The 14585-nt window shown below is 58.3% G+C and carries 13 protein-coding genes; 11 read left to right on the top strand and 2 right to left on the bottom strand.

Translation table 11 applies throughout. The features are described 5' to 3' along the window. The first annotated feature begins 34 nt into the window (after positions 1-34). The 10 genes from DXA43_RS07560 to DXA43_RS07510 all read left to right on the top strand — a co-directional run bounded on the left by DXA43_RS07560 (position 35) and on the right by DXA43_RS07510 (position 10176). Entirely contained in the window at positions 35-784 is a 750-nt protein-coding gene (locus DXA43_RS07560; RefSeq protein WP_006234857.1) for an SDR family NAD(P)-dependent oxidoreductase, read from the top strand. Between the two features lie 108 nt (positions 785-892). Further along, on the top strand, positions 893-1906 hold the full coding sequence (locus DXA43_RS07555; RefSeq protein ID WP_117564719.1) for a 2-keto-3-deoxygluconate permease: 1014 nt from the start codon (positions 893-895) through the stop codon (positions 1904-1906). A 469-nt stretch (positions 1907-2375) separates the two neighbouring features. Continuing rightward, complete coding sequence (gene pflB, locus DXA43_RS07550) at positions 2376-4427, top strand: formate C-acetyltransferase (RefSeq protein ID WP_117635670.1); 2052 nt, start codon at positions 2376-2378, stop codon at positions 4425-4427. A gap of 85 nt (positions 4428-4512) precedes the next feature. Then, the gene (grcA3, locus tag DXA43_RS07545; protein WP_055252439.1) at positions 4513-4764 is read left to right on the top strand and encodes an autonomous glycyl radical cofactor GrcA3; all 252 of its coding nucleotides are present in this window, start codon (positions 4513-4515) and stop codon (positions 4762-4764) included. A 444-nt stretch (positions 4765-5208) separates the two neighbouring features. Further along, entirely contained in the window at positions 5209-6063 is an 855-nt protein-coding gene (locus DXA43_RS07540; RefSeq protein ID WP_117806738.1) for a DegV family protein, read from the top strand. A gap of 187 nt (positions 6064-6250) precedes the next feature. Then, positions 6251-7069 carry a pyruvate formate-lyase-activating protein gene (gene pflA / locus DXA43_RS07535; RefSeq protein WP_089572353.1) on the top strand — a complete coding sequence of 273 codons (819 nt, stop codon included), beginning with the start codon at positions 6251-6253 and terminating at the stop codon, positions 7067-7069. A gap of 298 nt (positions 7070-7367) precedes the next feature. Continuing rightward, the gene (gene mtnN / locus DXA43_RS07525) at positions 7368-8108 is read left to right on the top strand and encodes a 5'-methylthioadenosine/S-adenosylhomocysteine nucleosidase (protein ID WP_099432169.1); all 741 of its coding nucleotides are present in this window, start codon (positions 7368-7370) and stop codon (positions 8106-8108) included. Between the two features lie 38 nt (positions 8109-8146). After that, positions 8147-8737 (top strand): ribosome biogenesis GTP-binding protein YihA/YsxC, encoded by a 591-nt coding sequence (gene yihA, locus DXA43_RS07520; protein ID WP_089572350.1) that lies wholly within the window; start codon positions 8147-8149, stop codon positions 8735-8737. Positions 8738-8828: 91 nt separating this feature from the next. Further along, entirely contained in the window at positions 8829-9512 is a 684-nt protein-coding gene (locus DXA43_RS07515) for a DUF3990 domain-containing protein (protein WP_117648279.1), read from the top strand. Positions 9513-9543: 31 nt separating this feature from the next. Further along, positions 9544-10176, top strand: coding sequence for a helix-turn-helix transcriptional regulator (locus DXA43_RS07510; RefSeq protein ID WP_117806736.1), 633 nt, complete (start codon positions 9544-9546; stop codon positions 10174-10176). A gap of 282 nt (positions 10177-10458) precedes the next feature. On the opposite strand, the gene thrB is transcribed toward DXA43_RS07510, so the two are convergent. Both thrB and thrC read right to left on the bottom strand, forming a co-directional pair. Beyond that, complete coding sequence (thrB, locus tag DXA43_RS07505) at positions 10459-11340, bottom strand: homoserine kinase (protein WP_117806735.1); 882 nt, start codon at positions 11338-11340, stop codon at positions 10459-10461. A gap of 201 nt (positions 11341-11541) precedes the next feature. Beyond that, a complete protein-coding gene (gene thrC, locus DXA43_RS07500; protein WP_117806734.1) occupies positions 11542-13059 on the bottom strand; it encodes a threonine synthase in 1518 nt (505 codons plus the stop codon). 103 nt (positions 13060-13162) lie between these two features. On the opposite strand from thrC, the gene DXA43_RS07495 reads away from it, so the two are divergent. After that, positions 13163-14551, top strand: coding sequence for an aspartate kinase (locus DXA43_RS07495; protein ID WP_117806733.1), 1389 nt, complete (start codon positions 13163-13165; stop codon positions 14549-14551). Positions 14552-14585 lie beyond the last annotated feature (34 nt).

The following is a 14585-nucleotide window of genomic DNA, read 5'->3' as shown; positions in this document are numbered from 1 at the left end:
CAAGGAGACACCTTATATAAAGGGGGATGGAGTCATGGCATTTGACTTCACGGGCAAGACCGCGATTGTCACGGGTGGCACTCAGGGCATTGGCCTCGAGATCGCCAAGGGCATCGTCGCGGGCGGCGGACACGTCGCGCTCATCGCAAGGAACGCTGCTAAGGGCGAGGCCGCGGTGGCCGAGCTTGGCGAGGGCAACAAGTTCTATCAGCTCGATGTTGCCGATGCGCCCAAGGCGCGTGAGACCGTCGAGCAGATTTTTACGGACCTGCCGCAAACCAACATCCTGATCAACTGCGCTGGCGTCATCAGCACCAAGAAGTTCGACGAGATCGATGACACCGAGTGGCGTCGTACCATCGACATCAACCTCAACGGTACCTTCACTATGATGAATGCTGTGTACCCGCACTTTAAGGCGGCCCATGCCGGCACTATCGTCAACGTGAGTTCCGTTGCGGGCAAGATCGGTGGCGGCCTGCTCGGCACCGCGGCTTACGCGAGCTCCAAGGCCGGTGTTAACGGTCTAACCAAGGCAGTCGCCAAGGAAGGCGGCAAGTTTGGCGTCCGCTGCAACGCCGTGTGCCCGTCGCTCACCCTTACCGATATGACCTCGATTCTCTCTGACGAGAACTCTCAGCGCATCATCAACGGTATTCCTCTGGGCCGTGCCGCCCAGGCAAGCGAGCCCGCGCAGATGGTGCTCTTCTTTGCCTCCGACCTTGCCAGCTTCGTGAACGGCGAGATCGGTGACTGCGACGGTGGCATCGTCCTGGACGGGTAATACCCCGCGACGATAATTCGGCGACGGCTCCTGCGACTCGGGACCGTCGCCTTCTTTCTGACAAAGGCGCGTGCGGCCGCGTGTCACACGCATCAAAAGGAGATATAAATGAGTGAATCGACTGCGGTGGAGGCGCCGGCGGCAAAGGAGCCGTTCTTTAAGATGTCCTCCATCCCGGGTGCCAATATTTTGGTGCCGCTTTTGTTGGGCTGCCTGCTCAACACGCTGTTCCCCGATCTGTTCAAAACGCTCGGCAGCTTTACGCTCGGCATGACCCAGCAGGGCGCAGGCCCGCTTGTTGGCGCTTTTTTGCTCATCGTCGGTACGACGATTTCGTTTAAGAGCGCTCCTGCCGCCGCTGCCCGCGGCGCCATCATCATCGCCGTCAAGCAGATCGTGGTCGTTGCCGTGTCGCTGCTCATCCTTTATGTGTTCAACGACAACCTGTTTGGTATCTCGGCCATGGTGATGCTGGCCGCTTGCACGGGTGCCAACAACGCTATGTACGCTGGACTGATGGGCACCATGGGCAACGAGGCCGAGCGTGGCGCCGTCGCCATCACCACGCTGGTTGTCGGCCCTCCGGTCACGATGATCGTGCTCGGCGCTGCCGGTCAGGCTCCGATCGGCTGGTCGCTCGTGGGCGCCATCCTGCCGATCGTCGTCGGCATTATCCTGGGTAACCTCTTCCCCAGCTTTAAGAAGATGATGGCACCGGCACTTTCCGCCATCATCGTGCTCGTCTTCTTTGCCATGGGCTCGACCATGACCTTTGGCCAGCTTATCAACGGTGGTCTTCCCGGCATCCTGCTCGGCGTGATCTGCTCGGTGGTCTTTGCAATTCCCGTCATCGCGGTCGATAAGCTCACGGGCGGTACGGGTGTCGCAGGTGCGGCCATTTCGAGCTGCGCCGGAGCCAATGTGGCCACGCCTGCTGCCATGGCAAGCGTCAACGAGGCCATGTACGGCGGCGCGGTGCTCGCGACGGCGACGGCGCAGGTCGCAGCATGTGCTATCGTGACGGCCATTTTGACCCCGCTGGTCACCAGCTGGTGCTACAAGCATTTTGAGGGTCAGGGCCACAGCAAGGCAACGACCGACAAGGCCGCCGCAGCCGCCTAATGCCAAGTGGCAATCAAAGCTAAATAACTAGCCATGCCACAGGGCGGCCCCGGGGGAAATCCCGTGGCCGCCCTGCAGTTTCTGTGGGGTCTCTGGGGCACTTTACCCTGCTAAAACTGACATAACAGCTAGAGTGAACGTCGTACAAAGGCAAGGAAAAATACCAAACAAATCGGTGAACGGTAGTTGTTCGCGCTCGCATTTCCTGCGGATTTGTTAAAAACGCCATAATGGTATAAAAAAAGAAACATATAACAGCCCTGATGAAGGGGGTGGCTATGTTATCCTTCTCAAACGGGTGAAATCTTGGGTTTGGGTTGTAGTTCCAAGGTGGACAGACGTTTTTCCCTGCACCAACGTGTGGTGAAGAACGGAAGAAGCCGGTAGTGCAAGCCGATAATTCAAGAATTCAATAAGCAGCGGTGTGAGAGAGCGCCGCATTACACGTAACTAGGAGCGTGGTTACACAATGCAGGAGGCATGGGAAGGCTTCAAGGAAGGCATCTGGACGGGAGAGGTTGACGTCCGAGACTTCATCCAGAAGAACTACACCCCCTACGAGGGCGACGAGTCGTTCCTCGCCGGCCCGACTGAGCGTACCAAGGAGCTGTGGGGCGAGGTTCTCGATCTGCTGCTCAAGGAGCGCGAGCAGGGCGGCGTCCTCGATATGGACACCAAGACTGTCACGGGTATCGTGAGCCACCCCGCTGGCTACATCGATAACGCCCATCGCGACAAGGAGACCATCGTCGGCCTCCAGACCGACAAGCCGCTCAAGCGTGCGCTGCACGTCAACGGTGGTATCCGCATCGCTTGCCAGGCTGCCAGCCAGCACGGCTACAAGGTCGACGAGAACGTTGTCGAGCGCTACACCTTCGAGCGCAAGACCCACAACGCCGGCGTCTTCGATGTCTACACCCCCGAGATGCGCGCCTGCCGTTCGGCCCACATCATCACCGGTCTGCCCGATGGCTATGGCCGCGGCCGCATCATCGGCGACTACCGTCGTGTCGCCCTGTACGGTGTCGACTACCTGATCAAGGACAAGGAGGCCCAGAAGGCTTCCACCCCGACGGTCATGACCGCCGACAACATCCGCGATCGTGAGGAGCTGCAGGAGCAGATCCGCGCCCTCGGCGAGCTCAAGATGATGGCCGAGACCTATGGTTTCGACATTTCCAACCCTGCTACCAACACGCAGGAGGCCATCCAGTGGATGTACTTCGCCTACCTCGCTTCCGTCAAGGAGCAGAACGGCGCCGCTATGTCCATCGGCCGTACCTCTACGTTCATCGACATTTACGCTGAGCGCGACCTTGCCAACGGTACCTTCACCGAGGAGCAGATCCAGGAGTTCGTGGATCACTTCATCATGAAGCTCCGCATGGTCAAGTTTGCCCGTACCCCCGAGTACCAGGCCCTGTTCACCGGCGATCCGCAGTGGGTCACCGAGTCCATCGGCGGCATGGGTGTTGACGGCCGTACGCTCGTTACCAAGATGAGCTACCGCTACCTGCACACGCTCGAGAACATGGGCACCAGCCCCGAGCCCAACATGACCGTTCTGTGGTCGACCCGTCTGCCCGAGAACTTCAAGAAGTTCTGCGCCAAGACTTCTGTCGCCAGCTCCTCGATCCAGTACGAGAACGACGACCTCATGCGCGTTTACCACGGCGACGACTACGGCATCGCCTGCTGCGTGTCCTCCATGCGCATCGGCAAGGAGATGCAGTTCTTCGGCGCCCGCGCCAACCTGGCCAAGTGCCTGCTGTACGCACTCAACGGCGGTGTTGACGAGGTCTCCAAGAAGCAGGTCGGCCCCAAGTATCGCGCCGTCGAGGGCGATACGCTCGATTACGACGACGTTGTGGCCAAGTACAACGATATGATGAAGTGGCTCGCTGGCGTGTACGTCAACTCGCTGAACATCATTCACTACATGCACGACAAGTATTGCTACGAGCGCATCCAGATGGCTCTGCACGACAAGCACGTGCATCGTTGGTTCGCTACGGGCATCGCTGGCCTTTCCGTCGTGGCTGACTCCCTGTCCGCCATCAAGTACGCCAAGGTCCACCCCGTCCGTGACGAGAACGGCATCATCGTCGACTTCGAGACCGAGGGCGAGTTCCCCAAGTACGGTAACGACGACGACCGCGTCGACCAGATCGCTCACGACGTTGTGCACCAGTTCATGGAGTACATCCGCATGAACGACACCTACCGCAACTCCGTGCCCACGACCTCGGTTCTGACCATTACCTCCAACGTCGTGTACGGTAAGAAGACCGGCTCCACGCCCGACGGCCGCAAGGCTGGCCAGCCGTTCGCCCCGGGTGCTAACCCCATGCACAAGCGCGATAGCCACGGCGCCATCGCTTCGCTGTCTTCGGTTTCCAAGCTCCCGTTCCGCGATGCTCAGGACGGCATCTCCAACACCTTCTCCATCATCCCGGGTGCGCTCGGCAAGGAGGACCAGGTGTTCTTTGGCGATATCGACCTTGATCAGCTGGGCGAGTAACTATTGTTAGTGCTATACTAACAATAACGATTACTGATTGGCGCGCCGGTTTCGGCCGGCGCCTATCAATCGAAGGAGACACATTATGAAGGTTTCTGAAGTTTCCGAGACTCAGGCCGATAACCTGGTCCACATGCTCGACGCTTACGCCGAGAAGGGTGGCCACCACCTGAACATCAACGTCTTCAACCGTGAGACGTTGCTCGATGCTCAGGCTCACCCCGAGAAGTACCCGCAGCTGACCATCCGCGTTTCCGGCTATGCCGTGAACTTCCACACGCTCACCAAGGAGCAGCAGGACGAGGTCATTTCGCGTACCTTCCACAACAAGTTCTAAAGGGGTTTAACTCCCGCAGGATCGTCGGGGCTGTTTGGGCTACCTCCCAAAACGTCCTCGGACATGCAAGAAGCCCTCGCTGCGCACTTCGTGCGGCGAGGGCTTCTTGCGTCCTGCGGAAAGTTTTGGGAGGTAGCCCAAACAGCCCCGGCGGGGTCCTGTGTAGTCACCCTTTAGGCGGAACTCTCCTAATAGATTGATCGTTGGGGATACTTTCTTGGTTGCGCTACCGTTTATCGCGTATAGCTACCGTTTGCGGAGTAAGTAACACTTAGCAATAAACCGTGTAGAATCTCAGTTAAGCACGGAGTTTTCCAGGGAGACGCTGTCCTTTGTTATGTGCAAAGGGCGGCGTCTCTTTGGCGCTTGGACGCCGTTGTGCAACAGTGCGCCGGGCGTGTGTCATGTAGTGAAAAGCCAACGTCGAGATGGGTCGTGATAAGAATGGGCAAGTACGTAATCGTGGTTGAGTCTGGGTCGGATGTGACGCCGGAGCTCTGCGAGCGCTACGGCATCGTGCGCGTGCCCATGCATGTCACAATTGGTGACGAGACCGTTGAGGACGGCTCCATCGATCCGCTCGAGATTTACTCGCGCTGTAACGAGTTTGGCGTTATGCCCAAGACCAGTGGCTGCTCGCCTGCGGATTTTGCTCACGTGTACGATCGCATTCACGCTGAGCAGCCCGATGCGACCATTTTGCATCTCGCATATTCCGAGGCCACGACCTGCTCGCATCAGTCCTCCAAGATTGCAGCTAAGGGCCGCGACTACGTCTTCTCTATGGACACGCGTTTTGTTTCGGTTGGCCAGTCGCTCGTTGCCGTCGAGACCGCCAAATACATCGAGGCTCACCCCGATGCCACCGTCGATGAGATTTTTGCTTTTACGAACTCCGTCATGGACCGCGTGCTGCTGGGCTTTGTTCCTACCGACCTTGCCTTCCTTAAGGCGGGCGGTCGCTTGTCTAACGCCGCGTTCCTGGGCGCTCATCTGCTCAAGATTAAGCCCTGCATTGAGGTGACGGGTGGCAAATTCGTGGCGACCAAGAAGCTCCGCGGCTCTATGCTCAAATGTGCCCGTGCCTTTATTGACCACATGGTTGCGAAGGGCGATATTGATTACTCGCACATTGGTTTGGCGTATTCAGTGGGCCTTTCCGAGGAGCTGCGCGACGATATGGAAGTCTATGCGCACGACCTGGGCTTTAAGGACGTTACCTGGACGCAGGTCGGCGGTGTGATCTCGAGCCACTGCGGCCCGACCGCCTTTGGCGCGGTGCTTACGCTTAAGGCGTAGGGCCTGGCGTCTATCGATTTCTATTGCTTCGGCGGCGAGCGGGTTGTGACAACCTTCCCGCCGCTTTTGCGTGGAGTCAAATAGGACGATCAAATTGACCGCTAAACCGTTTCGCCATCAGGCGTATGGGCTAGAATGGCTCTGGCATTTTAATTGACAAAAACCAAAGAGAGGCAAGGTTGCGGGAATGGCTGAGATGACGCTTGAGGGTGTGGATGCTCATCCCGAGGACTCTGCGTATGCCCTGGGTCGCGTGCATTCGATCGAGACGATGGGAACGGTCGACGGACCCGGCATCCGCTTTGTGGTGTTTGTTCAGGGCTGTCCCATGCGCTGCGCGTATTGCCACAATCCCGATACCTGGTCTGTTAACGGCGGCACGATGGTGACCGTCGAGCATCTGATGGACGAGTTCCAGAGCAACCATGAGTTCTACCGTAGCGGCGGCATTACCGTTTCGGGCGGCGAACCGCTCCTGCAGCCCGAGTTTTTGGCCGACCTGTTCCGCGTGATGCACAACAACCCCGATGGCCGCGTACACACCTGCCTAGACAGCTGTGGCTATGCATTTGATCCCAAGCATCCGGAGAAGTTCGATGCTGTTCTCAACGAGACCGATATGGTGCTGCTCGACATCAAGCATGCCGATCCGGTTGAGCATAAAAAGCTGACCGGTTGCGATCCTGCGCGCATCCTGGCGTTTGGCGATGAGCTGGCGCGTCGCAAGATTAAGGTTGTTATTCGCCATGTGGTGGTGCCGGGTATCACCGACACGGCGGAGGAATGCGAGAAGCTCGGTCGCCTGATCGCTCCATGGCACAACGTGGTGGGCCTGGAAATGCTGCCGTATCACACGATGGGTGTCGTCAAGTACGAGCAACTGGGTATTCCCTATAAGCTCGAGGGCGTGCCCCAGATGGATACCGCGCGCATGCCCGAGCTGCGCAACGCCGTCATGGCCGGCATGAAAAAGCGCCGTGCGGAGCTCAGGTCGGCCATCGGCTAACAAGCCCGTCCCAAATTGACTACCCTTTAAGATGCGCAACAAGGCGGGCTGGATTAGCGAGGATGGTTACTATTCGACATGCGACGCCGGACTGATCGAAGTCGACGGCCATAGCTATGTTATGAGTATCATGACATTGATGTCGTGGAGCGACCGCTCGAGCGAGGTTACGGCCGCGATTGCAAAGGCGCTGTTTGATACGCGAGCTGCACTGGCTTAGCGTGTTCGTTTGGCGAGGTCAAACAAAATGCTGGTACCATACCGTGGTTGAGAATTTCGTATAGGTTTGGGGAATGGTATGGCTACCATCGCGATTATCGGTGCGCTCGAAAAAGAGATCATGCAGATTAAGGAAGAGCTGAGCGACGTTTGCGAGGCGCGGGAGGCAGGCTTGACCGTTGTGAGCGGTGAGCTCGACGGTCTGACAGTTGTCGCCACAACGGCGGGCATGGGCACGGTGAACGCCGCTGCTGCAACACAGCACCTCATTAGCAAGTATGCTCCGCAGGCTGTTGTGTTTTCGGGCATTGCGGGCGGTTTGAACCCCAAGCTCCATATCGACGACGTGGTCATTGGCAAACGCCTACGCTATCTGGATACCGATACCGCGCTTATCGCCGAGTCCGCACCGGGGCTCGAGGAGTTTGGCTCGACGCCCGCGCTGGTCGATATTGCCGTCGACGTGCTTGCTGAGCGTGGGTTTGTTGACGCTTCGACAAATGCAGTTGCTTCGAACGAGGGCACCAAACAGTTCCTGGTCGGCACGATTGCCACGGGTAACCGCTTTGTGACGGGCGCCGCCATGCGCAACGACGCTATCGAAGCGACGCATGCCGATTGTGTCGGCATGGAGGGCGCGGCGATTGCTCATGTCGCAACCAAAAATGGTGTCGATTGCCTGGTGTTGCGCGCTATCAGCGATAATTGTGACGAGGCGTACGATGCAATTTGCGACCGAGAGTTCGATCTGTTCGAGTACGCGCGTGTCGCAAGTAACATCACGCTCGATATCGTCCGCCGCATTGCCGCCGCGCAATAGCGCGCTCTTTTGTAAGAACCTACGACCAAGGAGTGTCCATGGCCGATTCCATTAACTATCAGCTTGCCAAGTTTGTCGCCAGCTACGGCAAGGTTTCGCAGATTCCCGAGTCTACCTGTCCCGAGGTGAGCTTTGTGGGCCGCTCCAACGTGGGCAAGTCCTCCATCATGAACAAGCTCTTTGGCCGCAAGAACTTGGTCAAGGTTTCGAGCACACCGGGCAAGACAAGCAACATCAATTTCTTCGAGGCCGACGACGTGCACTTCGTCGACCTGCCGGGCTATGGTTTCGCCCGTCGTTCTAAGGCCGAGCGCGACCGCTGGGCCGAGCTTATCGGCGACTTTTTCGACTCCGAGCGCAGCTTTAACTTGGTCGTCTCGCTGGTGGATATTCGTCACGACCCCAGCAAGCTCGATCATGACATGATCGACTACCTGCAGGGCAACGAGTTCAACTTTATCGTCTGCCTCACCAAAGCCGACAAGCTCAGTCGCACCCAGCAGGCCCGCCAGGCAGCAGCCATCAAAAAGCAGCTTAACGTCCCTGCCGAAAACGTGATCATCACAAGCTCCCAGACCGGTGTGGGCATCGACGAGCTCAAGCGCCGCATCGCTGAGGCTTGCCTCTAATCAGGTTAACCCCCCCAAAGCTCCTATCTATATCACCTCAGTGATAGTTATTGGTAAACTATCACTGAGGTGATATTTTTTGGAGGTCGCTATGGAGCTATGGCACGGGTCGGAGGTTGTTGTCGAACATCCATCGCTGGATAGATGTAGACAGTTCAACGACTATGGGCGTGGGTTTTATTGCACGCCACATGAGGAAATGGCGATGGAATGGGCATGTCGGACCGAGTCTGATGGCATTGCGAATCGATATGAGCTTGATTTAGATGGTCTTGCGATTTTGGATTTGGAATCAGGTGAGTTCTCGATTCTCAACTGGCTTGCAATTCTGGCGAATAACAGAGAGTTCAATGTCTCGACGCCATTGGCGCGCGAAGGGCTACGATTTCTACTTGATAACTGCCTGATTGATATTTCTTCATATGACGTTATTCGGGGCTATCGCGCTGACGACTCCTATTTTTCGTTTGCAAGACAGTTTGTCAGCGGCATGATATCGCTCAGACAGCTGCAACGTATCATGCGCTTGGGTGATTTGGGTATTCAATATGCTCTTATGAGCGAGCGCGCTTTTTCGGTGATTAGATTCTGCGATTGGAAGCAGGCTTCGGGGTCTGAGTTTTATCCCAAGCGTTTTGAGCGTGAGCAGAATGCTCGACGCAAATACTTGGATACGGTTAACGGGTTCGATTCCGAAGGTATCGACATTAGGGATTTAATGGCAGGGAGGGTTGATTTAAATGATCCAAGAGTTAACGGATTGTGGGCCGAGTAGGACATACCCCGTCTACTACCTCGAGGATGCAATGAACAACCTCGGTGACTGCTTTGACTATGCCGTCAATGACTATGGAGCAGAAGGATCTGAAGTTGCTGAACTCTTTTGTCTGAGCGGGGTTGCCCGCGAGTTTGAGCGTGGCAACGCATGGGTCGTATCGGGAAAATCGGGCGTTGAGCTGTTCGCACTGATCGCCGAAAGGTCGGGCTATGAAGCCAGGTCTATGCCGGACCGCACCTATCGATTTGAGAAAACACCGGAATACTGGACGGGCTGGATATTGGCGTATCTGCAGTGGCGCCTGGGAGAGTCTTTTGAAGACCTGCTGCATGTCGCTCCGTTTGATGTGCTGCATAACCTGTATCATCCCTGGCACGAAGCCTCGGAGGAACGTGTGACGCGTCTTATTTGCGACATGGCGAAGAAAACACCTCGTCAAACCAAACTGGCGCTAGCAAGAAAGCGGCTCAAGAAAACCCAACAAGACCTGGCATACGAATCGGGCGTATCACTCCGCTCAATCCAAATGTACGAGCAGCGCCAGAGAAACATCAATGAAGCTTCGGTAACAGGCGTAAGAGCCATAGCAAAAGCCCTCCACTGCAACATCGAAGATCTCCTAGAACCAGTCTTCGAATACAAAGAAACCAGCGCCGCCTAAACCAAGCACACAGCCGATGCCCGCCTCTAGGAAGTGCTCCAGCCTAGCAAGAGCCCCTACCAATAAAAAGCAACTATCAGCCCGGCGACTTTCCAGAGCGTAGGTCCCTGTAGCCGCCGCCAGCGAAGTTAACATAGGGGAGGCCAGGGGCTTTGCCCCCAAATCTTTCCGCAGGACGACAGGACCCCCGCCGCACGAAGTGCGCAGCGGGGGTCCTGCCATGTCCGAGGACGATTTGGGGGCAAAGCCCCTGGCCTCCCCGGCGGGTATAAGGTACGGCGACTACAGGTATTCGATCTGGGCGCCTTCCGTGTCGCACGTCAGAATATGCGTCTCACACTTGGGGAACTGCTCGCGCAGCTTGACCTGCAGGAACTTTGCCACGATGGTGTCGTCGGTTACAGCCATGAGGGTCGAGCCGGAGCCACTGATCCAGATGGTCTTGGCGCCGCCGTTAAGGCAGGTGTCGCGCACAGCGTTGTAATCGGGAATCAGGCGGCGGCGATAGGGCTCCTGGATGCGGTCGTCGTTGGCGGCGGCAATCAGGTCAAGGTCGCCGGTCTCCAGGCCGCGCGTCATGCCGGCGATGCGGCCCATCTGCCACACGGCGGTGGAGAGTGGAATCTCCTGCGGCACAACCTTGCGAGCCTCGCTCGTATGCACCTCGTAGGGCGGAATCACAGTAATAAAACGCAAGCGATCGCTCACCTTGTAGCGCAGGCACTGGGGGAGCGAATCGGTCGGCGTAAAGGAACAGACGGCGCCGCCCAGGATAGCGGGGGCGACGTTGTCGGGATGGCCCTCGACCTCGGTGGCGATGCGGACGAGCTCGGCGCGGTCGACGGTGTGGCCCGTCAGCGCGGCGGCTGCCATGATGCCCGCGACGACGCAGGTGGAGCTGGAACCCAGGCCGCGGGCGACGGGTACATCGGTCTGAATGTCGATAGCGACGGGAAAGGCCGGCTCGCCCCAAGCGGCCAGAGCATCGACAAAGCTCACATAGACCAGGTTGTTCTCGTTTTGGAACTCCTCGGGGCAGCCCGTGATGGTGAGCTTGTCGGTACGCTCGAAGGTGAAGTGCGAGTAGAGGCTGACGGCCATGCCGAGGGTGTCGTAGCCGATGCCTAGGTTGGCGCTGGTTGCTGGGACGGTGATTTTGATCATGTGGGTCCTCCTGGGCGGGTCTGGCCGTTTAGTTCGCTGCTCGGGCAGTCCTGGCTCGCTCGGAAAGCACATTAAGTGCTTTCCGGCTCGTGCGGAACTCGCGACGAACTAAACGGCCAGACCCGCTCGCATGCTCGTCATCATCCCGAAAGCTTAATAAAAAGAAGGTGTGCCGGCTTTCGCCGGCGCTTAATAAGGGGTTTAGTTGGTGCTCATTCGTTTTGCTGCAGACTCGACGTAGCTTGCCATCTCATCGACGTCGCAGACGTCTTCGAAGCGGACGGGCTTGGACTCGAGCTCGGCGAGCTGGGTCGGGGCGACCGTGTTGGTTGCCTGCTCGAGCACGCGCATAGCCTCAAAGTCGTCTTCGGGAACGTCGAGCCCCAGCGCGTCGCAGCAGGCGCGCGGGAACTTGTAGGGGCTGGCGGTCGAAAGCAGCACGCGGGCCTTGGCGCCCTCGGCGGGGGCGACCTTTTCAAAGACGTGATAGCCGCAAGCGGTGTGCGGGTCGATCACATAGCCGTTTGCATCCCAGCAGTTCTTGATGGCAGCGCGGACCTCGTCCTCGCTGGCCCAACCGCAGCCAAACACGCTCTGGATCTTTGCCAGCAGCTCGGCGGGCACCTCGTAGCGACCCGTCTGTGCCAGCTGCTCCATAAGGCCGGCTACGAGCTCGCAGTCGCCGTCGGATAAGAAGTAGAGCATGCGCTCCAGATTGGAGCTAATGAGAATGTCCATCGACGGCGAGATAGTCGTGAAGAACGGACGGTTGCGGTCGTAGACGCCGGTGGTCAGGAAGTCAGCGAGCACGTTGTTCTTGTCGCTCGCGACGATGAGCTTGGCAACGGGCAGACCCATGCGCTTGGCGTAGTAGCCGGCCAGGATATCGCCAAAGTTGCCAGTCGGCACGCAGAACTCAACGGCGTCGCCGGCCACAATGGCGCTGGCGCGCAGCAGCTGCGCATAGGCGGCAAAGTAGTAGACAACCTGCGGCACCAGGCGGCCGACGTTGATGGAGTTGGCGCTCGAAAGCACCGTGCCGGCGGCCTCCAAGCGCTCGGCAAGTTCCTTATCGGCAAAGATGCGCTTGACGGCACTCTGGGCGTCGTCGAAGTTACCGCGGATGCCGCAGACGGCGACGTTATCGCCCTCCTGTGTGGACATCTGCAGATTCTGCACGCGGCTGACTTTGCCTTCGGGATAAAAGACGGTGATGCCCGTCCCCGGAGCGTCGGCAAAACCGGCGAGTGCGGCCTTGCCGGTGTCGCCCGACGTGGCGGTGACGATCATGATGCGCTCGGCGCCGCCGTCCTTGGCGGAAGTGCGGGCCATGAGGCGGGGGAGCATCTGCAAGGCGACGTCCTTGAAGGCGCTTGTGGGGCCGCCAAAGAGCTCCATCACATAGGTCTGAGGGGCGTCAGCGCCCGGTGCGGCGTCGAGTTTGACGAGCGGCGTGACCTCTTCGCTCGCAAACGTGCTGCGGTAAGCCTCGTCGACACACGCCGAAATTTCTTCGGCCGTGTAATCATTCAGTAACATTCCCAACACATCTTGAGCGATTTCAAAGTACGATTTATCTGCAAGCGAGCTGATATCGAGTTGCTGGGTGCCCAGCTCGTCCGAGACAAACAAACCCCCGTCGGGAGCGATGCCGGTACGGATTGCCACCTTACTTGAGCACGATAAAGTGCGTCCTCGTGTACTATGATAAGTTCCCATATAACACTGCTCCTCGGATGCCTTGGTCCCAATCGGTGAAACCATGGTATCAGAGCGCGCAAAACAGGTTTGCAGAGGCTTTTAGAAAGGTAACCTCAAGCCCATGATTAAGATTGCCAAGTTTGGCGGCTCGTCGGTCGCCGACGCCGAACACTTTAAGAAGATCAAGGCCATTGTCGATGCCGACCCGGCCCGCCGTTTTGTGGTGGTTTCTGCCTGCGGTCGCCGCTTTAAGGGCGATACCAAGGTGACCGACCTGCTCTACTTGGTTAACGCACACGTTAAGTACCACGTGTCGTGCGAGGAGCTGCTCGAGGACATTGGGCAGCGCTATTTTGATATCGCTGACGAGCTGGAGCTCACCTATCCCATCCGCGAGGAGTTCGCGGCCTTTGCCGAGCGCGCCCGTTCCGGTGGCTACTCCACCGAGGAACTCGTGAGCCGCGGCGAGTACTTTACCGCCCGTCTGATGGCCGAGTACCTGGGCCTGCCGTTCCTGGACGCCGCGACGGTTGTGGCGTTCCATCACGACGGTACGCTCAGCATGAATCGCACCTCCGAGCTGGTGCAGGAGTACGGTCAGCAGGGCGGCTTTGTTATGCCCGGTTTCTACGGCGCGACGCGTGAGGGCCAGATCAAGCTGCTCGATCGTGGCGGCGGCGATATCTCGGGCTCGATTCTGGCCAAGTGCCTGGGCGCCGACCTGTACGAGAACTGGACCGACGTCTCGGGCTTCTATTCTGCCGACCCGCGTATTGTTCCCGAGGCTCAGCCCATTGCGCGCGTTACTTACGAGGAGCTGCGCGAGCTTTCGTACATGGGCGCAAGCGTCCTGCACGAGGAGGCCGTGTTCCCCGTGCGCGAGGCGGGCATTCCGCTGGTCATCAAGAACACCAATGCGCCGCAGGACCCCGGCACCATCATTAGCGAGACGGCTGATGAAGGCGAGGCAGAGCCCATCATTACCGGCGTGACCGGCAAGCGCGGTTTTGTCGCCATCAACGTGGCCCGCGACCGCACCAAGCCCCGCGTTGGCTTTATGCGCCGTGCGCTTTCGGTCTTCGAGCGCTATGACGTTTCCGTCGAGCATATGCCCACCGGCGTCGACCGCTTTGGCGCCGTGGTGCAGGAGCAGGATGTGCACGATTCGCTGTACTCACTCGTGGGCGACATCCAGCAGGAGGTCGAGCCGCTCGAGATCGAGGTCGTTGAGGGTCTGGCGCTTATCGCTACCGTTGGCCGCAACCTGCGCGGTCGCGCCGGCATCTCTGGCCACCTGTTTGGCATGCTTGGCCAGGCGGGCGTGAGCGTGCGTATGATTTCGCAGAGCTGCGACGAGATCAACATCATCATCGGCGTGGAGGAGAAGGACTTCGATCTGGCGATCCAGACCATTTACCGTGCCTTCTCCGATGAAAACGGCATTGTGAAGGTCTCCGACCTGGAGGCTCCCGCGCCGGCCGATCCCATCCAGGCCGCGCTCAAAAAGTAGCGACTGCTCGGTGGATTTTTGGGTCATGTCTCAA

Origin of the sequence: Collinsella sp. OF02-10 (assembly GCF_003463445.1) — a bacterium.
In the GTDB taxonomy this organism is placed as follows: Bacteria; Actinomycetota; Coriobacteriia; order Coriobacteriales; family Coriobacteriaceae; genus Collinsella.
This window is presented reverse-complemented; position numbering and strand designations above follow the sequence as displayed.

What these genes read in the sequence shown, in the direction of transcription:
- DXA43_RS07560 (WP_006234857.1), top strand. Translation starts at nt 35, where the DNA reads ATGGCATTTGACTTCACGGGCAAGACCGCGATTGTCACGGGTGGCACT.
- DXA43_RS07555 (WP_117564719.1), top strand. Translation starts at nt 893, where the DNA reads ATGAGTGAATCGACTGCGGTGGAGGCGCCGGCGGCAAAGGAGCCGTTC.
- pflB (WP_117635670.1), top strand. Translation starts at nt 2,376, where the DNA reads ATGCAGGAGGCATGGGAAGGCTTCAAGGAAGGCATCTGGACGGGAGAG.
- grcA3 (WP_055252439.1), top strand. Translation starts at nt 4,513, where the DNA reads ATGAAGGTTTCTGAAGTTTCCGAGACTCAGGCCGATAACCTGGTCCAC.
- DXA43_RS07540 (WP_117806738.1), top strand. Translation starts at nt 5,209, where the DNA reads ATGGGCAAGTACGTAATCGTGGTTGAGTCTGGGTCGGATGTGACGCCG.
- pflA (WP_089572353.1), top strand. Translation starts at nt 6,251, where the DNA reads ATGGCTGAGATGACGCTTGAGGGTGTGGATGCTCATCCCGAGGACTCT.
- mtnN (WP_099432169.1), top strand. Translation starts at nt 7,368, where the DNA reads ATGGCTACCATCGCGATTATCGGTGCGCTCGAAAAAGAGATCATGCAG.
- yihA (WP_089572350.1), top strand. Translation starts at nt 8,147, where the DNA reads ATGGCCGATTCCATTAACTATCAGCTTGCCAAGTTTGTCGCCAGCTAC.
- DXA43_RS07515 (WP_117648279.1), top strand. Translation starts at nt 8,829, where the DNA reads ATGGAGCTATGGCACGGGTCGGAGGTTGTTGTCGAACATCCATCGCTG.
- DXA43_RS07510 (WP_117806736.1), top strand. Translation starts at nt 9,544, where the DNA reads ATGAACAACCTCGGTGACTGCTTTGACTATGCCGTCAATGACTATGGA.
- thrB (WP_117806735.1), bottom strand. Translation starts at nt 11,340, where the DNA reads ATGATCAAAATCACCGTCCCAGCAACCAGCGCCAACCTAGGCATCGGC.
- thrC (WP_117806734.1), bottom strand. Translation starts at nt 13,059, where the DNA reads ATGGGAACTTATCATAGTACACGAGGACGCACTTTATCGTGCTCAAGT.
- DXA43_RS07495 (WP_117806733.1), top strand. Translation starts at nt 13,163, where the DNA reads ATGATTAAGATTGCCAAGTTTGGCGGCTCGTCGGTCGCCGACGCCGAA.